The 24414-nt window shown below is 64.0% G+C and carries 16 protein-coding genes and 1 pseudogene; 8 read left to right on the top strand and 9 right to left on the bottom strand.

Translation table 11 applies throughout. The features are described from left to right. Positions 1-285 precede the first annotated feature (285 nt). On the bottom strand, positions 286-1326 hold the full coding sequence (locus IE00_RS18135; protein WP_072298593.1) for an NAD(P)-dependent alcohol dehydrogenase: 1041 nt from the start codon (positions 1324-1326) through the stop codon (positions 286-288). Positions 1327-1692: 366 nt separating this feature from the next. Here IE00_RS18135 and IE00_RS18130 point away from each other — a divergent pair, with 366 nt between their 5' ends. The 7 genes from IE00_RS18130 (at position 1693) to IE00_RS18100 (ending at position 10734) form a co-directional block, all read left to right on the top strand. Then, complete coding sequence (locus IE00_RS18130; RefSeq protein WP_072298592.1) at positions 1693-3174, top strand: sugar ABC transporter ATP-binding protein; 1482 nt, start codon at positions 1693-1695, stop codon at positions 3172-3174. A gap of 64 nt (positions 3175-3238) precedes the next feature. Continuing rightward, the gene (locus tag IE00_RS18125; protein WP_240494004.1) at positions 3239-4261 is read left to right on the top strand and encodes an ABC transporter permease; all 1023 of its coding nucleotides are present in this window, start codon (positions 3239-3241) and stop codon (positions 4259-4261) included. Positions 4262-4326: 65 nt separating this feature from the next. Continuing rightward, on the top strand, positions 4327-5307 hold the full coding sequence (locus tag IE00_RS18120; protein ID WP_072298591.1) for a sugar ABC transporter substrate-binding protein: 981 nt from the start codon (positions 4327-4329) through the stop codon (positions 5305-5307). 126 nt (positions 5308-5433) lie between these two features. After that, positions 5434-6192: a GolD/DthD family dehydrogenase gene (locus tag IE00_RS18115; RefSeq protein ID WP_072298590.1), complete on the top strand. Its 759-nt coding sequence runs from the start codon at positions 5434-5436 to the stop codon at positions 6190-6192. After that, positions 6192-7976, top strand: coding sequence for a dihydroxyacetone kinase subunit DhaL (dhaL, locus tag IE00_RS18110; RefSeq protein ID WP_072298597.1), 1785 nt, complete (start codon positions 6192-6194; stop codon positions 7974-7976). The genes IE00_RS18115 and dhaL (IE00_RS18110) overlap by 1 nt, the downstream gene beginning before the upstream one ends. A gap of 53 nt (positions 7977-8029) precedes the next feature. Continuing rightward, a complete protein-coding gene (gene dhaL, locus IE00_RS18105) occupies positions 8030-8692 on the top strand; it encodes a dihydroxyacetone kinase subunit DhaL (protein WP_072298596.1) in 663 nt (220 codons plus the stop codon). Beyond that, the gene (locus tag IE00_RS18100) at positions 8689-10734 is read left to right on the top strand and encodes a bifunctional sugar-binding transcriptional regulator/dihydroxyacetone kinase subunit DhaK (RefSeq protein ID WP_072298595.1); all 2046 of its coding nucleotides are present in this window, start codon (positions 8689-8691) and stop codon (positions 10732-10734) included. Before dhaL (IE00_RS18105) ends, IE00_RS18100 begins: the two co-directional genes overlap by 4 nt. A gap of 184 nt (positions 10735-10918) precedes the next feature. Here IE00_RS18100 and IE00_RS18095 read toward each other — a convergent pair whose 3' ends face one another. The 8 genes and pseudogenes from IE00_RS18095 to IE00_RS20955 all read right to left on the bottom strand — a co-directional run. Further along, positions 10919-12730, bottom strand: a complete 1812-nt coding sequence (locus IE00_RS18095) for a glycoside hydrolase family 15 protein (protein ID WP_072298589.1) — start codon at positions 12728-12730, stop codon at positions 10919-10921. A 3-nt stretch (positions 12731-12733) separates the two neighbouring features. Next, on the bottom strand, positions 12734-13510 hold the full coding sequence (locus IE00_RS18090) for an SDR family NAD(P)-dependent oxidoreductase (protein WP_072298588.1): 777 nt from the start codon (positions 13508-13510) through the stop codon (positions 12734-12736). 202 nt (positions 13511-13712) lie between these two features. Further along, positions 13713-15503 (bottom strand): 4-alpha-glucanotransferase, encoded by a 1791-nt coding sequence (malQ, locus tag IE00_RS18085; RefSeq protein WP_072298587.1) that lies wholly within the window; start codon positions 15501-15503, stop codon positions 13713-13715. Next, entirely contained in the window at positions 15500-17680 is a 2181-nt protein-coding gene (gene glgB / locus IE00_RS18080; RefSeq protein WP_072298586.1) for a 1,4-alpha-glucan branching protein GlgB, read from the bottom strand. The genes malQ and glgB overlap by 4 nt, the downstream gene beginning before the upstream one ends. Then, complete coding sequence (treS, locus tag IE00_RS18075) at positions 17677-20982, bottom strand: maltose alpha-D-glucosyltransferase (protein ID WP_072298585.1); 3306 nt, start codon at positions 20980-20982, stop codon at positions 17677-17679. Before treS ends, glgB begins: the two co-directional genes overlap by 4 nt. Continuing rightward, complete coding sequence (locus tag IE00_RS18070; protein ID WP_371328460.1) at positions 20979-23039, bottom strand: alpha-1,4-glucan--maltose-1-phosphate maltosyltransferase; 2061 nt, start codon at positions 23037-23039, stop codon at positions 20979-20981. Before IE00_RS18070 ends, treS begins: the two co-directional genes overlap by 4 nt. A 278-nt stretch (positions 23040-23317) precedes the next feature. After that, a complete protein-coding gene (locus IE00_RS20960) occupies positions 23318-23503 on the bottom strand; it encodes a transposase (RefSeq protein WP_139291526.1) in 186 nt (61 codons plus the stop codon). Beyond that, positions 23491-23688 (bottom strand): annotated as a pseudogene (locus tag IE00_RS20955) (transposase); the annotation flags it as partial. The pseudogene IE00_RS20955 and the gene IE00_RS20960, both read right to left, overlap by 13 nt. 219 nt (positions 23689-23907) lie before the next feature. Between IE00_RS20955 and IE00_RS19920 the strand changes: the two are divergent. Beyond that, complete coding sequence (locus IE00_RS19920; RefSeq protein ID WP_139291525.1) at positions 23908-24108, top strand: hypothetical protein; 201 nt, start codon at positions 23908-23910, stop codon at positions 24106-24108. Positions 24109-24414 lie beyond the last annotated feature (306 nt).

The raw sequence follows: 24414 nt of genomic DNA, 5'->3' as shown, positions 1-24414 counted from the left end.
ACCGGATCGGAGACGAAAGCGGCCATCAGGCCATGGATGACCTTCAACAATCACCAGCGCCCTCACTCAGCCCTCGGCGCCAAGCCACCGGCGCTGGTCTATTGGCAGCGAAATGATCTCAACCAACCCGATCAGCAGGTGCAGCGAGTGGCTTAGATTACGCCAGATCCCGTCCAAGAGATGGCGAGTGGCTCACCTCTGAGAATGCCACAGCAGGCGCGCGCCCAAGCTGCTAATGGGACGGCCTATTACCGCTGCCCGCGGCCCCGAGCGCGGTGCGGCCGATCAGCCGGGCATCTCGATCTGGATCTTCACATCGGCGTCACGGCCTTCGGCGGCGCGTTCGAAGGCTGCGATGCTGTCCTCGAAAGGCAGGCTGAGCGAGATCAGCGGCTTCAGGTCCACCTTGCCCGCCGCGATCAGCGCGATGGCCCGGTCATAGACGTTGGCATATCGGAAGACCGTCTCGATCCGCAATTCCTTGGCCTGCAGGCCGACGATGTCCACGGGGACCGGATCGACGGGCATGCCGACCAGGACGACCGTCCCGCCCGGACGCGCCAGCTGCGGAACGCCCAGGATGGCGGGCGCGGCGCCCGAACATTCGAAGACCACGTCGGCCCCCCAGCCCTCGGTCGCCTCTGAGATCGCCTCGGCGGCAGTCCTGTCGCGGATGTTGATCGTCTCGATGCCGGGATATGCGCCGATGATGTCCAGCTTGGGCTGGGCCAGATCGGCCACCAGAACCTTGGCGCATCCCCCGGCCAGGGCGGCCAGCGCCGTCATCATGCCGATGGGGCCCGCGCCAAGGACCATGCCCACGTCGCCGGGCTGGACGCGCGCGCGCAATGCGGCCTGCATGCCGATCGCGAAGGGTTCGACCATCGCGCCCTCGGCGAAGGAGACGTGATCGGGCAGCTTGTAGGTATAGGCCGCCGGATGCACCACCTGCGGCGTCAGGCAACCATGGACGGGGGGCGTCGCCCAGAAGGTGACCGCGGGATCGACGTTGTAGATCCCCAGCTTGGCCGCGCGCGAGGCGGGGTCGGGAATGCCCGGTTCCATGCAGACGCGATCGCCCGTCTTCAGGTGATGGACCTGCGATCCGACCTCGATCACCACACCCGAAGCCTCGTGCCCCAGGACCATCGGTTCGTTCACGACGAAGGGGCCGATCTTGCCGTGGGTATAATAGTGAACGTCGGATCCGCAGACGCCAACAGTATGAACCTGGATGCGGACATCGGTCGGTCCCATGTCCATCTGCAGGGGAATATCGCGCAGCGACAGCTCTCCCTTGCGTTCCAGAACCAGCGATCTTGGCATCGTGCCTCTCCCTTGGATGCGTGACGGCAGACGCTTTGCCGACGGCCGCATACGACGACAGGCGGGGCGGGCTGTAAAGCCTTCGACGATCACGGCTGTTGGAAAAGCGGCTTCGATCTTGGCGCGGCAATGAGCGGGGCCACGCGCGGCGACGGTCGGTGCCCTGTTTTGCCAGCGATCGCTGCACCTGGACCGCCAAGGCACAGCGATCCCGCAGGGTCATGGCGCGGCCAAGCGAACACGGCACTTCTGACAAAAGATTATCTTCGGTTGACAAATGTCGGAATCAGCCATTACCTTGCCATTTGTCGGGTTCGTCCTGACATTTGTGTCACCCGGGGAGGGGTGATGCCTGGAGGAGCAATCATGGAACAACCGCTGCTGGAGGCCACGGGCTTTCGCAAATCCTTCGGGGGCGTCTTTGCCCTGCGCGACGGCCGCTTCACGCTGCGGCCCGGCTCGGTTCACGCGCTTTGCGGCGGCAATGGTGCCGGCAAGTCCACCTTCCTGAAGATCCTGATGGGCATCCATCGCCGCGACGGCGGCACGCTGCTGCGCGACGGCAGGGCCATGAGCTTTGACAGCCCATCGCAGGCCCTGGCCAACGGAATTTCGATCATCGAACAGGAACTGAGCCCGGTTCCGGCCATGACCGTGGCCGAAAACATCTATCTGGGCCGCGAACCTGTAGGCCTTTTCGGCCGCGTCCGCTTTCGTGAACTGAACCGAAAGGCGCAGGAACTGCTGGACGGATTTCATTTCGGCATCCGCGCGGAAAGCCTGATGATGGACCTGACAGTGGCACAGATCCAGCTGGTCGAGATCGCCAAGGCGCTGAGCTATGACGCCGAGATCATCATCATGGACGAACCGACCTCGGCCTTGGGCGAGGCCGAGGCGGACCAGCTGTTCGCGGCCATCAAGACGCTGACGGCCCGCGGCAAGGGCGTCATCTATGTCAGCCACCGCCTGTCCGAGATTTTCTCGATCTGCGACAGCTATACCGTGTTCCGCGACGGCGCCTTCGTCGAGACGGGGGCCATGGCCGACATCGACAAGGATCGCCTGATCCAGCTGGTCGTGGGCCGCCCCCTGACCGAGGAATTCATCAAGGAGAACGAACCGGGCCAAGAGGAACTGCTGTCGGTGCGCAACCTTTCCGCCGATCACGGCGTCCGCGACGTGAACTTCGCCGTCAGGCGCGGCGAGATCCTGGCGCTTTATGGTCTGATGGGTTCTGGCCGGACCGAGATCTTCGACCGCCTGTTCGGTCTGTCGGACAGTGCGGGCGGCGAGATTGTCATCGAGGGCAAGCCCATCCGGATCGACACGCCCCACCAGGCGATCAGCGCCGGGCTGGCCTATGTCACGGAAGACCGCAAACATTCCGGGCTGGTGCTGACGGGGGACGTTCGCGACAACCTGTGCCTGGCCACGCTGGACCGGGTTTCCACCGGACCGCTGATGCGGGTGGCGGCCGAACGCGACGCGGCACAACGCATGATCGAGACGCTGAACATCAAGACCGCCTCGGACAAGCTGTCGGTGTCCAGCCTGTCGGGGGGCAACCAGCAGAAGGTGGTCCTGGGCAAGTGGTTTCTGACCGAACCGCGCATCCTGCTGCTGGACGAGCCGACGCGCGGCGTCGATGTCGGCGCCAAGCGAGAGATCTATCGCGTCATGTCCGATTTCACCCGTGCCGGAGGGGCCGTCATCATGATCTCGTCCGAGACGGACGAGGTTCTGGGCATGGCGGACCGGGCGGTCGTGATGCGCGACGGTCGCGTGGCCGGTGAATTGCAGCGGGCCGAGTTGTCCGCAGAGAGATTGCTGCATCTGGCGGCCTGAAACCGCGGCGCCCGCCCCACGCGGGCGACCGCGCGGCGCAAGATGCACGAAAGGGAGGATCAAGGTGGAAAAGCAGATCGAGGCCGCCACGCCGGCCGGGGCAGGAACCGAACAATCGCGCACGATCACGTCGCGCATCGGCCCGTTGGCACAGCGTTACGGCATCCTGATCGCGCTGGTCCTGCTGTGCGTCGTGCTGGCGGTGGTGAACGACAACTTCCTCAGCCAGCGCAACATCATCAACGTGTTGCGCCAGACCTCGATCAACGGGATTTTGGCGATCGGCATGACCTTCGTCATCCTGACGCGCGGGATCGACCTGTCGGTCGGATCTGTCGTTGCGCTGGTGGGGGTCGTGTCGGCCAGTTTCGCCACGACCAGCACCGCGGGCGTGGCAGGATCACCCTACATACCGCTGATCGCGGTGATGGTGGGACTGGCGACGGGGACTGCGGTCGGGGCCGTGTCCGGCACGGTGGTGGCCCGGTTTTCCGTCCCGGCCTTCGTGGCGACGCTTGGCATGCTGTCGGCCGCACGCGGTCTGACGCTGATCTATTCGGGCGGTCGGCCCGTGCCGGCGCTGACCGACGGCTATCGCTGGATCGGAACGGGCGATATCGCGGGCATTCCCGTGCCGATCGTCCTGTTCGGGCTGGTCTTCGTCCTGGCGCATTTCATCCTGACCCGGACCCGGTTCGGCCGCCATGTCTATGCCGTGGGTGGCAACCCGCATGCGGCCAAGGTGTCCGGCCTGCCGGTCCGTCGCATCCGTTTCGCCGTCTATGCCATTTCGGGGGCGCTGGCGGGGATCGCGGGGATGATCCTGGCGGCCCGGACCGGTTCGGCCCTGCCGCAGGCCGGCGTCGCCTATGAACTGGACGCCATCGCGGCCGTGGTCATCGGCGGCACCAGCCTGGCAGGCGGCATCGGCCGTGTAAGCGGTACCGTGATCGGCGCGCTGCTGATCGGCGTGATGAACAACGGGCTCGACCTGATGGGGGTCGAATCCTACTACCAGCAGGTCATCAAGGGCGGGCTGATCGTTGCCGCCGTGCTGCTGGACCGTTCGCGCAAGTCCGAGGACTGACGCCCACCGGGCGCAGGGGCTGCAAAAAGATTGTCATAAAGGGAGGAAACCACATGACACCGAAGATGATGATGACAGCCAGCGTGTTCGCCTTGGGCCTGGGGGCCGGTGCCGTCCAGGCGCAGGACGACCCGATCAAGATCGGCATGGCCGCCTATGGCCTGAACGCCGAGTTCATGCAGCTGTGGTCGGCCGCCGGTCAGAAGCATCCCGCCGTCCAGTCGGGCATGGTCGAGCTGACGATCTTTGACGGCCGCTATGATGCGCTGGTCCAGCAGGACCAGTTCGAGACGATGATCACCCAAGGCTATGACGCGATCGTCTTTGCGCCCATGGACGTCGAGGCGGGTGCCACGGCGGTCCAGCTGGCGGTCGATGCGGGCATTCCGGTCGTGGGGTCGAACGCGCGGGTGAACAGCGACCAGCTGACATCCTATGTCGGGTCGAACGATGTCGAGGCGGGCTATCTGGAGGCCAAGGCTGTCCTGGACAAGATGAATTGCGAGGGTGACGTCGTCATCATCGAGGGCCCCATCGGCCAGTCGGGCGAAATCCAGCGCGGCGAAGGCAATGAAAAGGCCCTGGCCGAATGCCCCGACGTCAAGATCCTGGAACGCCAGACCGCCAACTGGTCGCGTGCCGAGGCGCAGAGCCTGATGGAAAACTGGCTGACCTCGCATGGCAACGACATCAAGGGCGTGATCGGCCAGAACGACGAGATGGCCCTTGGTGCCATCGAGGCGATCCGCGCCGCCGGCATGGATGTGGGTGATTTCGCCATCGCGGGCGTCGATGGCGTGACCGATGCGCTGAACGCCGTCAAGGAAGGCAGCATGGATTCCATTCTTCAGGATGGCGAGGCGCAGGCACTGGGTGCCATCGACGTCGCCATCAAGGCCGTCCGCCCCGATTACGAGCCGATGTCCGGCATCTGGGAACAATATCCCGACATGCCGTGGAATGACGGTGCCGACGGCGAATACAACGACCCCTGGACCCCGGTGACCGCCGAAAACGTCGATGCGCTTCTGGCCACCCGCCAGTAAGCCTGATCAGCTTCCCCGGCGCCTTTGGGTGCCGGGACCACTCACGGAATGGATATCCGGATCGTCCCTGCCGCCGCGCGACCCGCAAGGTCGCAGGGACGGTCCCGCGTCAGACAGAGGACCGCTATGGCAGCTTCATTGGACTTTTCCCTGACGGGCAGGACTGCTCTCGTCACGGGTGCCGCCTCGGGGATCGGCGCGGCGATCGCGCGGGCATTTTCGACCAAGGGCGCGCGCGTCGCGCTTTTGGACATGAACCTGCAGGGCGCCCGGCAGCTGGCCGACGAGCTGCCCGGAGAGGCGCAGGCCTTCGTCTGTGACGTGACCGACCCCGACAGCATCGCATCGGCGTTGGCGGGCGCAACCGAGGCATTCGGCGGCATCGACATCCTGGTGAACTCGGCCGGGATCGTGGATCTGGCCCCGGCCGAGGATCTGTCGCCCCAGGCATGGACGCGCACCATCGACATCAACCTGACCGGCAGCTTTGCCATGGCCCAGGCCGTGGGCCGCGCCATGATCGCCGCAGGCAAGGGCGGACGGATCATAAACCTGGCGAGCCAGGCGGGTTCGGTGGCGATTGAAGGGCATGTGGCCTATTGCGCGGCGAAATTCGGGATCCTGGGCGTCACCAAGACGCTGGCGCTGGAATGGGGCAAGCACGGCATCACGGTCAACGCGATCTCTCCGACGGTGGTGATGACCGATCTGGGCCGCAAGGCATGGGCGGGCCCCAAGGGCGACGCGATGAAGGCGCAGATCCCGGTCGGCCGCTTTGCCGAACCCGACGAGATCGCCGCGGCGGCGGTGTTTCTGGCCTCGGACGCGGCGGCAATGATCAACGGCGCCGATCTTCTGGTCGATGGCGGATATACGGTGAAATGATGGACAGCAGCGACAAGAACAAACCGGCCGGGCTGGCGATGCAGCGGTTCTTCAACGACCCCGACGACATCGTCGACGAAACCGTGGCAGGCTTTATCAAGGCGCATCGCGACCTGGTCCGCAGGGACCCGATGAACCCGCGCGTCGTGCTGTCGCGCTTTGCCCCGCAGGAGGGGCGCGTCGGCATCGTCACGGGCGGCGGGTCCGGCCATGAACCCGCCTTCATCGGCTATGCCGGACGCAACATGGTGGACGCCGTGGCGGTGGGGGAACTGTTTTCCTCGCCGACCGCGCAGGCCTTTGCCGATGCGATCCGCGCCGCGGATGGCGGGGCCGGTGTCGCGGTGCTTTACGGCAATTATGCCGGCGACAACATGAACGTGAAGATGGCCCGCGACATGGTGGCCGCCGACGGGATCAAGGTCGCGCTGGTCGTGGCCAATGACGACGTCTGCTCTGCCCCGCCCGCGGAACGTGCCAAGCGGCGCGGCGTGGCGGGCGAGATCTTCATGTGGAAGATCGGCGGCGCCCGCGCGGCACTGGGCGGCGACCTGGCGCAGGTTCAGGCGGCCGCGCAGAAGGCCATCGATGCATGCCGTTCGGTCGGTGTGGGCCTTGGACCCTGCACCCTGCCCGCGGTGGGACATCCGAATTTTCAGATCGCCCCCGGCACGATGGAGGTGGGCATCGGCCATCATGGCGAACCCGGTGCCCGTGTCGAGCCGCTGAAACGCGCCGATGACATCGCCGACGACATGCTGCGGATCGTGCTGGAGGATCAGGACCTGGCCGAAGGGACCGAGGTCGCGGTGCTGGTCTCGGGTCTTGGCGCGACGCCGGTCAACGAGCTCTACGTCCTCTACGACCGGGTCGAGACCGGCCTCGAGAGGGCGGGCCTGAAGGTGCATCGGGCCATCGTCGGCAATTACTTCACCTCGCTCGAGATGGTGGGGGCGACGCTGACCGTCATGGCGCTGGATGACGAACTCAGGGAATTGCTGGACGTCGAATGCGCCGCGCCGGGGATCAGCATGCCGGGCAGGTCCGTCCAGCCGACCGCCGCCATATCCACCCCGCGCCCGCGCCGGACCGGACCGGCCAAGGCCGAAGCTGCCACGGAACGCGCGCCCGAAGCCACCGGCGATCCGCGCCTTGATCTGCACGCGGCGTCCGGCATCGTGTCCGACTTGGCAAATGTCATCGTGGCCAACAAGGCCTATCTGTCCGAGATCGACGGCCTGATCGGTGACGGCGATCACGGCATCAACATGGCCAAGGGCTTTGGGCGGGCCGCCGAACGCATTGCCGGTCGGGACCTGTCGCTGGCCGAGGCGTTTTCGGTGCTGTCGGACGTGTTGATGACCGAGATCGGCGGGTCGATGGGGCCGCTTTACGGGTTCATGTTCCGCAACATGTCCCTGGCGATCGACGGGCGGCAGGCGGTCGATGCCGAAGGCTTCGGCGTCATGCTGCGGGCGGGTCTGCAGGGCGTCCGGACCACGGGTGCCGCCGAACTGGGCGACAAGACGCTTGTCGACTGTCTGGTGCCGGCCATTGCCGCCTATGAGGTCGCCCTGCCCCAAGGCTTCGAAGAAGCGCTGAAGGCGATGGCAGAGGCGGCCGAGGAAGGCCGCGACAGCACCGTCGACATGGTCGCGCGGCTTGGCAGGGCAAGTCGTCTGGGGGAACGATCGCGCGGTGTCCTGGATGCAGGGGCGACCTCTTGCGCGCTGATCCTGACGACGCTGGCGGAGAGCGTGGCGACGCGGCTTTCGGCGACGTGACGGGCGAAGCCGCGGCATTGCATCGCCGCGGCTTCGCGCCGATAATCGCCGCTATGCAGATGTTTACCCGACACGACCTGACCTTGTTGTTTCGCAGCCTTGCCGACCGCATGGTCGCCGAGCAGGATTATCTGGCCGAACTGGACGGCGAGATCGGCGATGCCGATCACGGCGTGGCCATGTCGGTGGGCTTTTCCGCCGCCGCCAAGGCGCTGTCGGAAGGCGAGCGTGACGCGCCCGCGCTGGCCGACGGCATGATGCTGGCCGCCAGCGCCTTGCTGAACGAGATCGGCGCGACCACGGGCCCGCTTTATGCCAGTGCCCTGATGCGGGCCGCCCAGGCATTGGGTCCGCAGGCCGAAATTCCCCTGACCCGCCTGCCCGAAGTGATTGTCGCCATGTCCGAGGGCATAGCTGCGCGCGGATCCAGCAAGCCGGGCGACAAGACCATGATCGACGCGTGGGCGCCTGCCGCACATGTCGCCCGTGCGGGCCTGGCGGCTGGCCGGGACGTCGACCGGGTTCTGGCAGAGGCCGCGTCGGCTGCAGCAAAGGGCGCCGAAGCCACGCGGGCGATGATGGCATCCAAGGGTCGGGCGGCGCGCCTTGGCCCGCGCAGCCTGGGGCATGTGGATCCCGGTGCGGCATCGGCGGCCGCGCTGCTGGACAGCATGGCGCTGTGGGTTGCGGACCGATCCGGTCGGGCGTCATCATGACGAACGGACAGACGACACGGGTGGGCGGCATCGCACGCAGTCCTTTGCGCTTTGGCGAGGACCCCCTGCTTTGGGCTGCCTGGCTCTATTACGAAGATGGCATGACCCAGGGCGACATCGCGGCGCAGATGGGTGTCTCGCGCGCCACGGTGAATGCCTATCTGGCCGATGCGCGGGCCCGGGGCATCGTCTCGATCGAGATCGACCCCGACCGCTTCCGCGCCCTCAGCATCGCGCAGAGCCTGCAGGACCATTTCAACCTGTCGGATTGCCTGGTGATCCCCTCGGAAGGTCCGGGCATTCCGTTGATCAACCGGTTGGGCGCGGCCGGGGCGCAGCTTCTGGCAAGGACAGCGCAATCGGGCGATACGATCGCGATCACCTGGGGACGCACGGTGCTGGCCCTGGCCGACAGCGTCCGCAGCGGCGGGCTTCAGGATCTGCGCGTCGTGCAGGCGACGGGTGGAACCACCGCCAAGATCCCCTGGACCCCCGAGGCCTGCGCAACCACGCTGGCCGACGCCCTTGGCGCGCGCTGCATCCCGATATCGGCCCCCGCGATCGTCTCCTCGCCCGACATGCGGGCGCTTTTGCTGCGTGAACCGGTGATCGCCGAACAGATGGGCGTTCTGGCCGAAGCGAACCGCATCATTCTGGGCATCTCATCGCTGCGTCCGGAAAGCACGATCCACAGCAGCGGTTTCTTCGACGCGGTGGACGCGCAGGATTACGCGAATGCGGCGGTCGGCAGCATTGCAGGGCGGCTGATCTCGGCCACGGGCGAGGTCGTCGACGGACCGCTTGAGGCGCGCACCATCGGCATCGACCTGAACAGCCTGGGCAAGATCCCCTGCCGGATCGGTGTCGCGGGCGGAATGGACAAGGTGCAGGCCATTCTGGCGGCCTTGCGCGGCAGGCTGGTCAACGTCATGGTCACCGATGCCGATACGGCCCGCGCGATCCTTGCCTCCGAAGGCTACGATATCGGCGCCCCCAAACGCGCCGGCAAACCGGCAGCCGCGCTGCCCGAACGCGTGCGGGTCAAGAAATTCCTCAATCGCTCGCAGGATGCCGTCACCGAGACGATCGCAGGTGCCGTCCTGGCGCATGAAGGGCTGCTGGCCCCCATTGAGGGCGCGCCGCGTGCCCTGAGGGCCGTGACAGGCCCCCGCCCCGGAAAGGTGGGCCTGGTCATCGGTGGAGGATCGGGCCACGAGCCCGGGTTCTTCGGCTATGTGGGGGCCGGTCTGGCCGATGCGGTCGCCATCGGCAATGTCTTTGCGGCCCCGCCGCCCGACCCGATCCTGGCGGCGACGCTGGCCGCCGATGGCGGGGCCGGCGTGCTGCATATCTTCGGCAATTTTTCGGGCGACGTGATGAATTTCGAGATGGCCGCCGAGATGGCCGCCGCGCGGGGCATCCAGGTCCGCTCGGTCATCACAACCGACGACATCGCCTCGGCCCCGGTCGAGACGCGGGCGGCGCGGCGCGGCGTGGCCGGCAACGTCCTCATCTTCAAGATCGCCGGGGCCGCCTGCGACCGGATGCTGCCGTTGGAACGCTGCGCCGAACTGGCCGAACGGGCCACGAGGCGGTGCTTTACCATGGGCATCGCCCTTGAACCCGGCACATCGCTTGAAACGCGGCGCCCCAGCTTCAGGATTGGTCCCGACGACATGGAGATCGGTGTCGGGGTGCATGGTGAACGCGGCATCGCAAGCGACAGGCTGGTCGGCGCCGATGAGGCGACGGATCTGATCGTCGATCGGATCCTGTCGGAAATGGCGCCCATCGAAGGCGACCGGGTCGCGCTGTTGGTCAATTCGCTTGGCAGCACACCGCTGATGGAACTGTATATCATCAACCGGCGTCTCAGACAGCGGCTGCGCGCCCGCGGCGTCGTCTCCCACCGGACCCTGATCGGCCATTACTATACGTCGCTTGACATGGCGGGCATGTCGATCACTGCGATGCTGCTGGATGATGATCTGGCAAGTCTGCTGGATCATCCCTGCCATTCCCCCGCCTGGCATCAAGTCTGACAGTCTTCATGCGGTGACCACACGCGCCTGCAAGCCGGCGACTGATCCCACCATGGGGTGGTCCGCTGCCTTGATGAAGGCAGACGGACTGTCAGGAATGGCAAACAGGCGACCTTGGGCCCTGACGGTCAGGGCCAAGTTTTGATAAACGCCGGGGCCAGTTCGACACATAGCGGTCGGTGCGTCACAAACACACGCCCTCCGGCGTTTTCATCAGTGTCAGAGTGGCTTGAAGCGCAGCCAGGTGGCTGAGGCCTTGGGGCATGTTGCCCAGCCATTCGCCACTGTCCGGGTGGATCATTTCGGGCATGATACCGGGCATCGCATCGACCGTCTTGCGCAAGTTGTTCATCAGCGCACGCGCCCTGTCATGCTGCCCCAACAGGGACCTTGCCTCGACCATCCAGAAGGAACAGGCAAGAAAGCATCCTTCCTCCTGATCCATACCGGTGTAGCGGTAATGCAAGTGCCCCCCGGCACCCAGCTGGTGATCGATCGCGTCCAGCGTCTTTTCCAGACGCGCGCGCCCGTCATACTCAAATCGGACCGAAAGGATCAGCGCCGCATCCAGCTTCTTGGTCCCAGGATGCATGACATAGGCGCCCAGATCTTCGTCCCAGCAGTTCGCATCGATCCACTGCGCGATGCGGTCGCGCTCGCGGCTCCAGCGGTCGCGACAGGTGGTGGGCAACTGTCCCGCATCGGCCAGCTGCACCGCACGGTTCAACGCTTGCCAGCAGCTGATCTTGGACATGGTGTAATGCTGCAGATCAGGCAGTTCCCAGATGCCGCTGTCCTTTTCCTTCCACCTGTCGGCGCATTCGTCCGCCAAGTGCGACAAGGTCTCGGCGCTGCGGGGATCGATCAGGTTGCCGGCCTGCGTAAAGACCGAAACCGTTTCAAAGATGTCACCATAGATGCCGTGCTGATGCTGCCCGGCGGCACGATTGCCCCGCAGAACGGGACGGGAATTGCGATAGCCGGGAACGGGGATCTCCTCCATTTCCTCGACAACGCCACCTTCCAAGGCGAAGCAGACACGGGCACCATGGGCGCAAAGCTGGTTCAGCAGCCATGTCAGCGCGGCCTTGGATTCGGCCTTGATCCCCAATCGCAGGAATGAGGCGATGATATAGCCTGCATCCCGGACCCAAGCGAAGCGATAGTCGTAGTTCTTGTCACCGCCGATCCGTTCGGGCAACGAGGTGGTGGCCGCAGCCGCGATCGCGCCACTGGGCGAATAGAGCAGCAGCTTCAGCGCCAGCGCCTGACGCAGCAAAAAGGACCGGTGCGGCGTATCCAGCCGGATCTCGTGGCACCAGTCGCGCCATTCCTGATCCGACAGATCGATGCGGTGATCGATCTCGTCCAGGGTGGGGACGACCAGCGGTTCGTTCGACCCCGCCACGATGGCCACGATCTCACGCTCGCCCGCGGCCAGTGTCAGTTCCGCATCCATGCGGTCGTCGTCGCGGGCGGTAACAGTGACGCGGTCGCCATGCAGGAACATGCCAAGGACCGGCCCGACGTGAAAGGTCTCATGCGGTCCCGTGCTGCTCATATAGGGGCTGCGGCGGCCTGACCGGTGGCTCAGCTGCAGGACGATGTCGAAGGTCATCTTGCCCTCTGTCACCTCGATCCGTCGCGCCAGTTCGGCCCAGGGAAGGCGTCCGGCGGTCGAACTGTTCAGCGATTCCGTCAGGACTGCGACGCCACCTTCGGTCTGGAACCGCGTTTCCAATACGTTGCTGTCCGTGCGGTACTGTCGGGTGATCCTTGTGGGGTTGCGCGCGCTGATGGTGAAATGCCCCGGCCGGGCGCCGTTCTCCAAAGGTGCGGCGCCGACCAGCAGCCTGTCGAACAGCGGCGGGCTGTCCATGTTGGGAACGCACCACCAATCGATCGCCCCATCGACGCCACTGAGGGCGACGGCCCGTCCATCCCCCAGGGCCGCATAACCCTTCAGCGGCAGAAAGCCGTCCGCGTCACGATCCATCGATCACGCCCCTTGGCCAAGATTGATCGACAGACCGCCATCAATGAAGAAGCTTTGACCGGTGATATAGGAAGCCGCATCGGACGCCAGAAAGGCGATCAGGGCCGCCACTTCTTCGGGCTTGCCTGCGCGACCCAAGGGGATGTGACTTTCCATGCGCCGGCGGAGGGCGGGGTCTTCGGCGGCCTCTTGGTTGATGGGCGTCATGATCATGCCGGGGGCGACATTGTTCACCGTCACGCCACACCCTGCCAGTTCCAGCGCCATCGTCCGTGTCAGCATCCGCAGGCCACCCTTGGCCGCATCATAGGCTGCCGAGCCGATGCGGGCCACGTCCTCGTGGATCGAGCTGACATTGATGATCCTGCCATCGCCTGTCTTGCCGATGCGCTGTGAAAACGCCCGCGCCAACAGGAAGGGGCCGGTCAGGTCGGTCGCGATGGTCTTGGCCCAGTGGTCGTCTTCCATCTTCGTGACCGGCGTGCCGCTGAGATCGATGCCGGCATTGTTGACCAAGACGCGGGCGGTGACGCCTTGGTCGTCCAGTTGCCGAAACATCGTCTCTATCTCGGCTGCCTGGCTCTGGTCGCATCGGAATATCCGGGCGTCACGGCCCGCCTGCCTGACCAAGGATGCCGTCTCCTCGGCACCCGCTGCGTCGCTGTGATAGGTGATGACGATGTCATGGCCGGCACCAGCCAAGGCTTGTGCCGTTGCGCGACCGATGCCCGAATCCGCTCCGGTGACGATGGCGACAGGATGTTCATGCTTGTTCGACATATGGCTCGCTCGACTGCGCTGTTCAGTGGCAAACGTCCCATTCGCGGTGCCGTTCCCCAAGATCACAAAGTGAGGTCCAGCACCGACCATTCGGGTGCATTCTGCAGGCCGCGACCGACGTTTCTGACCGTGAGACAAGATAAAATCCTGCCGTGTCAGGGCCGACGCGAAACTTCGCCGACGATCCGGCCCTGAAGAAAAATCAATGCGCTGCGGACCGTTGGGCCTTCACGCCTTCCAGCAGGTCGTGGAACATGGCCGAAGCGACCAGATCATCCAACGTCACCGAGAGCTTGCGGCGCCAGTTCGGATATTCATCCACGGTCGAGGGCACGTTGACAGGATGCAGCTCCGCTGCCAGATCCTCCAGCCGGACGGCGAACAGGCGCGAAGGCGCGCCGGCCAGATGCCGATGGACGGCCGTGATCAGCACGGGCGGTGCATCGTCAGGGCCGATCGCCGCAGCATCGGCGGCACCGAAATGGCCTGCCTGCACAAGATCGCCCAGCAGCTGGCGCCGCTCGGTGGCGCGGGAGTCGCGCTGTTCCGTCGCGGCCGCTTCGCCGATGAAGCCGAACCGCTGCCGCAGGTCCACGTCGTCGCCCCGCCACCACCCGCGGAACGTCGGCAGATCATGGGTCGACAGGCATGCCAGCGCCTCGCGGGGATAGTCCTTGGGCGGGATGAAGCCGTCCTCATCACGCTCGAAGAAAAAGATGCGGTATGAGAGGATGCGGCATGCCTCCATGACGCTCCGGAAACCCGGGGGGACGTTGCCCAGATCCTCTCCGATGATGGTCGTGGCGTTCTGGCGGGACGCATCGGCCAAGGCGGTCAGCATGTCCTGAATTGGATAGCGGGCATAGGTGCCTTGGGCCGGATTTGCCCCCCGCGGCATCAGGAACAGCTGCCACAATCCCATGGCGTGATCGATGCGCAGCGCACCGGCCTGGCGGGTGGCATGTCCGATCAGCTCGCGGAAGGGTGCGGCCTGGGTTGCGGCCATCGCCACCGGCGACAGCGGGGCCAGGGCCCAATCCTGACCCTGTTCGTTGAAATAATCGGGTGGCGCGCCGATGCGCACGTCGGGCAGCACGATGTCGCTGCCCCAGCTGCCGGACCCATCCGCAGCCTCACCGACCGCGAAATCCAGATAGAGACCAATCGCCATCCCCAGATCACGGCACCGCTCGCGAAGGGCCTGCAGCTGCGACTGGCACAGATATTCCAACCACATGTGAAAGGCGATTTCATCGGCTCGGTCTTCTGCCAAGGCACGGATGGCCTCGCCCTCGACATCCTGCCAAGGCTCGGGCCAATCGGACCATCCGGCCCCGTGGCCCGCCTTGACCATGGCAGCCGATGCCACTTCGAACAGCGCGTGGCGGCGCAGATCTGCGCCCCCGTCGGCCACGAAATCGTCCGGCAGCTCCGTCCCCTGGGCCCAGATCATCCGCAGCACGGCCAATTTGGTCGCGGCCACCGCAGGATAGTCGACCAGTTCGGCAGACCTGAGTTCGCGCAGCACGGCCGGATCGACCATCGCCGCCTCGAAGCCGGCAACCTGATCCACGGCAAGATAAAGCGGGTTCAGAAAGCGTCTGTTCGAGGGTGAGAAAGGGCTACACCGGCTTGGGTCCGACAGGAACATGGCATGCAGCGGGTTGAGACCCAGAAAGGCGGCGCCCGCCTTGGCCGCGTGTTCCGCCAGCACCTCAAGATCGGCAAAATCGCCGATGCCCCAGTTGCGGTCGCTGCGCAGTTGATAAAGCTGCAATGCGATCCCCCAGTGCCGACCGTCGCCCGGAACATGGCATCTTGCACCATCCGGGGCTTGCAGCTTGGGTTCGGTTTCCAGCGGCGGCAGGCGATCGGCCCCAAAGGCGGAAAGCAGCGCGCGCAGCGTCTCGTCCGGGGCGTCGCATTCCTTGTCGCCCCCCAGATCGTAACGCGGCTGGATGCCATAGGCGCGGGCACGGTCACGCAGGGTCATGACTGATCCGGCATCAGGACGACGGTCGCCAGCGGCGGCAGGACTAGGTTCAACGACTGATCTCGGCCATGCCAGGCGACGGCCTCGGCGTCGCGAACGGCAGCGTTTCCGACACCCGAGCCTCCGTATTTTTCGGCATCGGTGTTCAACACCTCGCGCCATGCGCCGGCAAGGGGCACCCCGATCCTGTAATTCTCGCGCACGATCGGGGTCAGGTTGCAGACGATCACGACCGGGGGGGCGCCATCGTCGGATTTGCGCATCCAGACCAGCACGCTTTGCGCGCTGTCGCTGGTGTCGATCCATTCGAACCCTTCGGGATCGCAATCAAGCCGGTGCAGTGCGGGCGTGTCGCGGTACAGGTGGTTCAGATCCGACACCAACTGCTGCACGCCCGAATGCATGGGATCGTCCAGAAGATGCCAGTCCAGCGACTGGTCGTGGTTCCATTCGCGTTCCTGTGCGAATTCGCATCCCATGAACAACAGCTTCTTGCCGGGATGCGTCCACATGAAGGCGTAATAAGCCCGCAGGTTCGCAAATTTCTGCCAACGGTCGCCAGCCATCTGCCTGATCAACGACCCCTTGCCGTGGACCACTTCGTCATGGCTCAGCGGCAGGACGAAATCTTCGGAAAACGCATAGACAAGACCGAAGGTCAGATCATGCTGGTGATGCTGCCGATGGATGGGATCCAGCCGGAAATAGGCAAGGGTATCGTTCATCCATCCCATGTTCCATTTGAAGCCGAAGCCCAGGCCCCCTTCATCGACGGGCCTGCTGACCATCGGGAAAGCGGTTGATTCCTCGGCGATGGTGATGGCGCCGGGATGATCCGTGGTGACCCGGGTATTGACGTCGCGCAGGAAATCGATGGCCTCGAGGTTCTGGTTGCCGCCATGACGGTTCGGAACCCATTCGCCGGGCTGGCGCGAGTAGTCCAGATACAGCATCGAGGCGACCGCATCGACGCGCAGCGCATCGACATGGAACCGGTCGACCCAATAAAGGGCGCTGGCCTGCAGGAAATTCGCGACCTCGCGACGGCCGAAATTGTAGATCAGGGTATTCCAGTCCTGGTGGAAGCCCTGACGCGGGTCCGCATGTTCGTAAAGCGCGGTGCCGTCGAATTGCGCCAGCCCATGCGCGTCGGACGGGAAATGCGCCGGCACCCAGTCCATGATGACGCCGATGCCCGCCTTGTGCAGACGGTCCACCAGCCGGGCGAAGGCCTCGGGGGAACCAAAGCGACTGGTTGGCGCGAAAAGACCGATGGGCTGATATCCCCATGACCCCGTGAAGGGATGTTCGCCCACGGGCAGGAATTCCACATGGGTGAACGCCATGCGTTCAAGATAGGGCACCAGCAGATCGGCCAGCGCATCGTAGTCCAGGATTTCGGCATCGCCGCCCCGGCGCCAGGACCCCAGATGCACCTCGTATATCGAGATCGGCGCCTTCCGGTCCTGATGCCCGGCACGCACTGTCATCCAACCGGCATCCTGCCAGTCGTGTTCAGGCAGCCCATGCACGACGGAACCCGTCTCGGGCGATTTCTGATGCGCAAAACCCACCGGGTCCGCCTTCAGCGGCAGGCGCTGGCCGTGCGCGCTGAGGATTTCGTATTTATAGATTTCGCCGGTCGTCAGGCCGGGGATAAACAATTCCCAAATGCCGGGGCCAAGGCGCCGACGCATCGGGTTGCGGCGTCCATCCCATGCGTTGAAATGCCCGACGACGCTGACACGGCGCGCATTGGGGGCCCAGACCGCGAAGGCCACGCCGGGCACGCCCTGATGCGTTGTCGGATGGGCACCAAGCTTGTCGTAAAGACGGCGATGGCTGCCCTCGGCCAACAGGTATTCATCCATTTCCCCCAGAACGGGGCCAAAGCGATAGGGGTCATCCACCTGCCATTCGTGATCGCCCGCGCGCATCGCCAGTTCATAGGGACCGTCAGGGCCGGGACCGCAGAAGAAGCCCTCCGGGTGGATCTTCTCCAACGGGAAGGACTTGCCATTGGTCAGGGCGCTGACCTCGGCGGCCTGCGGGGCAAAGACCCGCAGCTGTCCGTCATGCGGGCCAAGGATCGAGAAGGGATCGTGATGCTGCCCGCGGAGGATCGCCTCGATCCCGGCGGTGGACAGTCCGTCATGCAGTTGTGCGACATCGGTCATGCGGTCTCCTGCGTCAACAGCTCCAGAATTCCGGCCAGCGGAATGCCGACCCAAGCAGGGCGGTTGCCAAGTTCATATCCGGTTTCGTAGATGGCCTTCTGCAGCAGGAACAGGTCCAGCAAGGCATCGGCCGTGGCACGATCGGATGGCAGGTTCGCCGAACCCTCCACGTGATCGCGGTAGCTGTCGAGGAAGGCGGCGCTGGCGGTGCACCGCCAATGTTCGATCCGCTGCAGCGCCTGTTCGGCGGACGCGCCAAAGCTTGCACGATGCCGGGCGGCGACGGTCAAGGCCGCGTAATTGAAGGACCGCAGCATCCCCGCCACATCGCGCAAGGGCGAAGACATGGCGCGGCGCTCCTCCAGCGTCCGGGCAGGTTCGCCTTCGAAATCGATGATGGCCACGTCGTTCTGTGCCAGAAGAACCTGACCCAGGTGATAGTCGCCATGGACACGGGACAGCCCGCCCGAGGCCGTCAAATCCGCCGCACGGCGCAAACGCTGCAGCAGGATGTCGCGGCGGTCCAGCACCTGCTGGGCCAAGGGCGCGGCATCGCCGGGCAGATCGGCCTCTTCCAGCCGACCCAGGACAGCCTCGGCATCGGCCACCGCATCATCGGCCCACCGGCGCAACGTATCGGCGGTCAGATCCTGCAGGGCAAAGGCGGGGTCTTCCGTGGGCGTCGCCAAGGCTCGATGCATTTCCGCCGTCCGCTGTCCCAGAAGACTGCCGATCGACAACGGGAAATCGTAATGGCCGGGCTCGGGGGCCAGATCGCCCGTCGAGGTCCAGCCCTCGCTCTCGTTCAGCTCAAGCATCAGCGCATCGACGATGCCCGACCAGGCGTCCCCGCGATTGGGCACGAAGGCGAAGGCGGCGGCCAGCGTGGTATCCTCGTCCCCTTTGTGTTCCAGATGGCCAAGATAACGCGGCGTATGGGCAAAGCCCGCGACGGTGGTCAGGAACTGCGCCACCTCGACATCGGGCTGATGTCCGGGACGAAGGCGACGATAGAGCTTCAGGATGATCTGATCCGAAAAGGCGATCGACAGGTTGGACTGTTCGACGCCCATCTGCCGCGGTGCGCCGGGATCGTCGATGGCGCGCAGGGCGTCGGTGCCATGAAATTGCAGCGCCCCGCTGGCCTTGTCGGCGATCATGCCGTCCAGCAACAGCTGCGGGACGCGTTCGTCGAAAGCGCCGTCGACAAGGGCGCCCACCCGCGCGGTATGACGGATCTTCGCCAAGGTCCAGGACAGCTTGGGCGCGCCGGGACGCAGGTTTTCATCGCCCCAACGGGCCGACAAGGGCAGGAAATAGCTTTGATCTTCACCTTCCCCACCCAAGGTGACGTCCAGTGCGACCATCGCATGTTCGCCCTGCCCCAGATCGCCCAGCTGGCGCAGGCGGACCTGGGGCGCGCTGGTCTGATCCTTGGCCGCGAACCAGCGCTGCATCGGCAACCATTGCGGAAGGACCTCGTTGCGCAGCTGCGCCCCTTCCCTCCCGGACAAGGCGGTGTTGACCGTGCCGTCGCGCGTCGTAAGCGTCATGAATTCGGGCAGGATATCGGGAAGCTGTTCGTGCCAGGACGGCATCTCCTCTTCGCCCGACAGGGCGAACCAGAAGAAGCCATAGGCCGGCAAGGACAGCATGTAGGGCAGATCGCCGATGGGGGGGAACGCCGAACGGCCGGTCAGTTCCACCGGCACCATGCCACGATGGCTGGCCAGATCCAGTTCGACCGCCTGCGCACTGTCCGACAGGTTGGCGACGCACAGGTAATTGCGGCCTTCATGTTCCCGCAGATAGGCCAGGATCTTGCGGTTGCGCGGATAAAGCAGGGTCATCTCTCCGCGCCCGAAGGCCGGATGCTGACGACGCACGGTGATCATCCGGCGCATCCAGTTCAACAGCGAGGACGTATCCTCGGCTTGGGCTTGGGCTTCGACATTGATCACCTGATGGCCATAGACGGCGTCGATGATCGTGGGCAGGTACAGCTGCTGCGGCTTGGCGGTGGAAAAGCCCGCATTGCGGTCACCGGACCATTGCATCGGCGTGCGCACGCCGTCCCGGTCGCCCAGGTAATAGTTGTCGCCCATGCCGATCTCGTCGCCGTAATAGATGATCGGCGTGCCGGGCATGGATAGCAGCAGCGAATTCAGCAGTTCGATCTTGCGGCGGTCGTTCTGCATCAGCGGCGCCAGACGGCGGCGGATGCCCAGATTGATCCGTGCCCGCGTGTCGGTCGCATAGGTCTGCCACAGATAGTCGCGTTCCTCGGACGTCACCATTTCCAGCGTCAGCTCGTCATGGTTGCGCAGGAAGATGCCCCATTGGCAGTTTTCGGGGATCTCCGGCGTCTGCCGGATGATGTCGGTGATCGGATGGCGGTCTGCCTGCGCCAGCGCCATGTACATGCGCGGCATCAGCGGAAAGTGGAAACCCATGTGGCATTCGTCGCCTTCGCCGAAATAGGGGCGGGTATCCTCGGGCCATTGGTTCGCCTCGGCCAGCAGCATCCGGTCGGGGAAATGCTTGTCCAGATCGGCGCGGATCGCCTTCAGGACGTCATGCGTCTCGGGCAGGTTCTCGTTGTTAGTGCCGTCGCGTTCGACCAGGTAGGGGATCGCGTCAAGGCGCAGCCCGTCCACGCCCATCTCCAGCCACATGCGCATGACCTTGAGGACCTCGGCCAACACCTTGGGGTTGTCGAAGTTCAGGTCGGGTTGGTGGGAATAGAACCGGTGCCAGTAATAGGCCCCAGCGACCGCGTCCCAGGTCCAGTTCGACTTTTCGGTATCCAGAAAGATGATCCGGGTTTCGGGCCATTTTTCGTCCGTGTCGGACCAGACATAATAATCGCGCGCTGCCGACCCAGGCTTGGCATGTCGGGCCTTCTGGAACCACGGATGCTGGTCGCTGGTATGGTTGATGACCAGTTCTGTGATGACGCGGATGCCGCGCTTATGCGCCTCGGTCACGAATGCCTTGAAATCGCGCATCGTGCCATAGGAGGGGTTGATCGACCGGTAATCGGCAATGTCATACCCATCATCGCGCAAGGGTGACGGATAGAACGGCAGCAGCCAGATGGCCGTGACGCCCAGTTCCTGCACATAGTCCAACCGCTGCATCAGCCCGGCGAAATCGCCGATGCCGTCGCCGTTCGAATCCATGAACGCCTTGATATGCAGCTGATAGATGACCGCATCCTTGTACCAATCGGCCTGATCACGGTCGATGCCGCCAGTCACGGCAAAGGAAGCGGAGTCGCGTTTCGGGTTCGGAATGTTCATGGGCGCGGCGCTCCGGGTGCGATGAGTTGCCAGATGGCATAGGGACGGGTGTCAGGATCAAGTTCCAGGGTCTGATTCTTGCCATGCCAAGTGAAGCTGTTGCCGTGGATCAGGTCGCGGACCTCGATCGACGCGTCGTCCGGCAACCCGAATTCCCACAGCGGAACCTCGAACTGGAAAGTCTGGACGTTGTGGGGGTCCAGATTGACGTGGATCAGCACGAAATCGTCGCCCGAGCGCTTGGCATAGGCCAGAACCTGATCGTTCTGAGCGATATGGAAGGTCAGATCGGTAAATTGCTGAAGGGCCGGATGGTCCCGACGCAGCCGGTTCATCAGGCGGATATCGTCCTGAATGTTGCCCGGCTGATCCATGTCCCAGACCCGCAGCTGATATTTCTCGCTGTCGAGGTATTCTTCCTTGCCGGGAACGGGCGCGGCCTCGCAAATTTCGTAACCGTTATAGACACCGTAATTGCCGCCCAGGGTTGCCGCCAATGCCAGACGCGTCCGGAATCCCGGCCTGCCGCTGGACTGCAGGAAGCGCGGATTGATGTCGGGCGTGTTCACAAAAAAATTCGGCCGCATCACCAGACGGCTGTCGGTCTGGGTCAGCTCGGTCAGGTAGTCGGTGATCTCGGCCTTGTGGTTGCGCCAGGTGAAATAGGAGTAGGATTGCGAAAACCCGACCTTGGCCAATCGCTTCATGACCTTGGGGCGGGTGAATGCTTCGGCCAGGAAGATCACGCCCGGATCGACGCGGCGCACCTCGGCGATCATCCATTCCCAAAAAGGAAACGGCTTGGTGTGCGGGTTGTCGACGCGAAAGATACGCACGCCATGGTTCAGCCAGAACAGCACCACGTCGCGCAGCGCATACCAAAGCCCCGGCAGGGCATTGCGATAGAAATGGACGTTGACGATGTCTTCATACTTCTTGGGCGGGTTCTCGGCGAACTTGATGGTGCCGTCAGGTCGCCAATCGAACCATTCGGGATGCTCCTTGATCCAAGGGTGGTCGGGTGAACACTGGATGGCGAAATCAAGCGCCACCTCCAGCCTATGGTCATGCGCTGCATGGATCAGGCGGCGGAAATCATCGAAATCCCCCAGTTCCGGGTGGATCGCGTCATGCCCCCCGTCCTGCGAACCAATGGCATAGGGGCTGCCGGGATCGTCCGGTCCCGCCGTCAGGCTGTTATTCGGCCCCTTGCGGTTGGTGCGCCCGATCGGATGGATCGGAGGGAAGTAAAGGACATCGAATCCCAGATCGCGGATGTAAGGCAGACGGGCGATCACGTCATCGAAGGTTCCGTGGCGTTCCATGCTGCCCGATTGCGACCGGGGCATCAGTTCATACCATGCGCTGAAGGCCGCCGCGGGCCGGTCGACGTAAAGCGGCAGGATTTCGGACTGGGTCAAGTCGGTCCGTGGCGCCGCCCGCGTCATCAACTCTGCGACGTCAGGACCCGTCAGAGCCGCGAAGCGTTCGGCATCGCCTTCTTTGGCCAAGGCGTCATCCTGCTTCAGCAAAGCTTCCAGCGCCGCCTGGCCCTTGGTCGTGGCGCGCCCCCGGGGCCCAAGGGCCGCTTCGATCAACTGCCGACCTTCCGTCAACTCCAGCGCAATGGACTGACCGGCGGCATGCTTGGCCGAAATTTCCTTCCGCCATGTCGCAAAAAGGTCCCGCCACGCGGCAAAGGCGATCTGGTGGTCACCGGGTTGGTCAAAGACGTGGCTGGCCTGCCAGCGATCGTTGACCAGGAAAACCATTGGTACTTCCTCGAAACGCTCCTCGCCGGCCCGGCGCCACAACAGCGCAGCCGCGATGATGTCGTGCCCGTCGGAAAAGACATCCGCCTGAAAGAGGTCAGGCTGTCCCGTCACGACCTTCGCCGCAAAGCGCCCACCATCGACGCTGTGGGAAATGCCCTCGATCGCCAAACGCGCATTGGCCAGTTTCAGAAGCTGAGGATCGACATCGCCACCTTGTTGCGGCGAGGGCCGAGCGGCCTTTGCGGGCGTTGTCAGCGCGGACTCGTCATTGGACACGGTAATATGCCTCCTTGGGTCGATACAAAGGCAACAGGCAGGATGCGCAAATGTTCCGAAACCACGTGCCCACGATGCAAAATTGCTTGCTTGCAAGGCAGGTTTTTCAAGGAAGTTGTTGATCTACCCTTCTGAAAACAACTCGCTCGGGCTTATCTGGCAGTGTCACAAAAAAGCTGCCGACTCCGCCTTTGCCAAGAGAGACCGTCGCCCCAGTGGCGCCGCACAAATCCCGACAGGTCAATCAGCGGTACGATCAGGGTCTGTCCCTACAAACGTCAGATTTAAACGATGACAATGGCAGCGAAGATGACGGCATAGAGGAGGATGTCTCCACAGCGTTGGCAACGCGAGGCGATGCCGCGCCAGTCGCACAGGCGGCCAAAGACGTTTTCGATGCGGTATCGCTTCCGGTAGAGGCGCTGATTGTAGGAAACCGGATTTCGCGCTTCTTGCGGGGCGGGATGCAGTCACGGATGCCACGTTGCCTCGGGCGATCGCGCAGCGAGGGGGAATCATGTGCCTTGTCTCCGAGGAATTGCCTGGTAATAGGCAGGTGGCGCAAAAATACAAGGGCACCACGACTGTCAGCCATTTGGCCCGGGGAGAGAAGGAAGTCCAGCGGTCGGCCCTTCTTGTCGTCAAGCCTCTGCAGCCTGGAATTAAGGCCGCCTTTCTTGCGTCCGATGGCCGCGGACGATCCTCTTTTGACGCGAACTTGCTGCAGTGCGGTCCACCTTCAGGAATGTGCTGTCCCTTATCAAGGTATCGCCTTGGTCGCCGGGCTGCGCCGGCATGCACAATGTTTTTGCAAAGATCCCCATCCGGGACCAGCGGGTGAACCTGTTAGACAGGGTCTTGTAGGAGCCATAGAATGCGCGAGTCCGATGCGGTTTGCTCCACTCACCGCTCTTTTGACGGTTCTTCGTTTGATTTAAGCGACTGCCTGCGGCTGATGACCGGTTGCATTGCTGCTGACCTGGACCATGGCAGCCGTTCGACCACCATTGGCGGTGTGTTGCCGCAGATGGTTGCAGAGGGTGATCTAGCGTCCGACGCCTGCGCGAGCCTGTGATCTGGTTTCCCAAGCGTGCAGAGAGACGCATTCCCATGTCGGGGATCGCCAGAGACGCTCGATGAAGATCTTGTCCAGATACCGGGCCTTGCCGTTCATCGAGACCTTGGTTTTTTGCTCTCTTCAACCGATCGGTCCAGTCAGTGGACGTGGATCGGCTGTCCTGGTCGGTGTTCATGATCTCGGGCGGGCCGAAAGTATGGATGACCTGGTTCAGGGCCGCTTGCAGAACTCGGCTTCCGGCGTGTTCGAGATGCGCCAGGCCAGCACCTTGCGCGTGAACCGGTCCAAACTGGCCACCAGATA

Source organism: Paracoccus sp. SM22M-07, assembly GCF_001887735.1.
Classification (GTDB): domain Bacteria; phylum Pseudomonadota; class Alphaproteobacteria; order Rhodobacterales; family Rhodobacteraceae; genus Paracoccus.
The sequence above is the reverse complement of the archived record's forward strand: the minus strand, read 5'-3'. Positions and strand labels throughout refer to the sequence as shown.

Bases quoted from the DNA above. Each gene is read 5' to 3' on its own strand.
- IE00_RS18135 (WP_072298593.1), bottom strand. From the start codon at position 1,326: ATGCCAAGATCGCTGGTTCTGGAACGCAAGGGAGAGCTGTCGCTGCGC.
- IE00_RS18130 (WP_072298592.1), top strand. From the start codon at position 1,693: ATGGAACAACCGCTGCTGGAGGCCACGGGCTTTCGCAAATCCTTCGGG.
- IE00_RS18120 (WP_072298591.1), top strand. From the start codon at position 4,327: ATGATGATGACAGCCAGCGTGTTCGCCTTGGGCCTGGGGGCCGGTGCC.
- IE00_RS18115 (WP_072298590.1), top strand. From the start codon at position 5,434: ATGGCAGCTTCATTGGACTTTTCCCTGACGGGCAGGACTGCTCTCGTC.
- dhaL (WP_072298597.1), top strand. From the start codon at position 6,192: ATGGACAGCAGCGACAAGAACAAACCGGCCGGGCTGGCGATGCAGCGG.
- dhaL (WP_072298596.1), top strand. From the start codon at position 8,030: ATGCAGATGTTTACCCGACACGACCTGACCTTGTTGTTTCGCAGCCTT.
- IE00_RS18100 (WP_072298595.1), top strand. From the start codon at position 8,689: ATGACGAACGGACAGACGACACGGGTGGGCGGCATCGCACGCAGTCCT.
- IE00_RS18095 (WP_072298589.1), bottom strand. From the start codon at position 12,730: ATGGATCGTGACGCGGACGGCTTTCTGCCGCTGAAGGGTTATGCGGCC.
- IE00_RS18090 (WP_072298588.1), bottom strand. From the start codon at position 13,510: ATGTCGAACAAGCATGAACATCCTGTCGCCATCGTCACCGGAGCGGAT.
- malQ (WP_072298587.1), bottom strand. From the start codon at position 15,503: ATGACCCTGCGTGACCGTGCCCGCGCCTATGGCATCCAGCCGCGTTAC.
- glgB (WP_072298586.1), bottom strand. From the start codon at position 17,680: ATGACCGATGTCGCACAACTGCATGACGGACTGTCCACCGCCGGGATC.
- treS (WP_072298585.1), bottom strand. From the start codon at position 20,982: ATGAACATTCCGAACCCGAAACGCGACTCCGCTTCCTTTGCCGTGACT.
- IE00_RS19920 (WP_139291525.1), top strand. From the start codon at position 23,908: ATGCGCGAGTCCGATGCGGTTTGCTCCACTCACCGCTCTTTTGACGGT.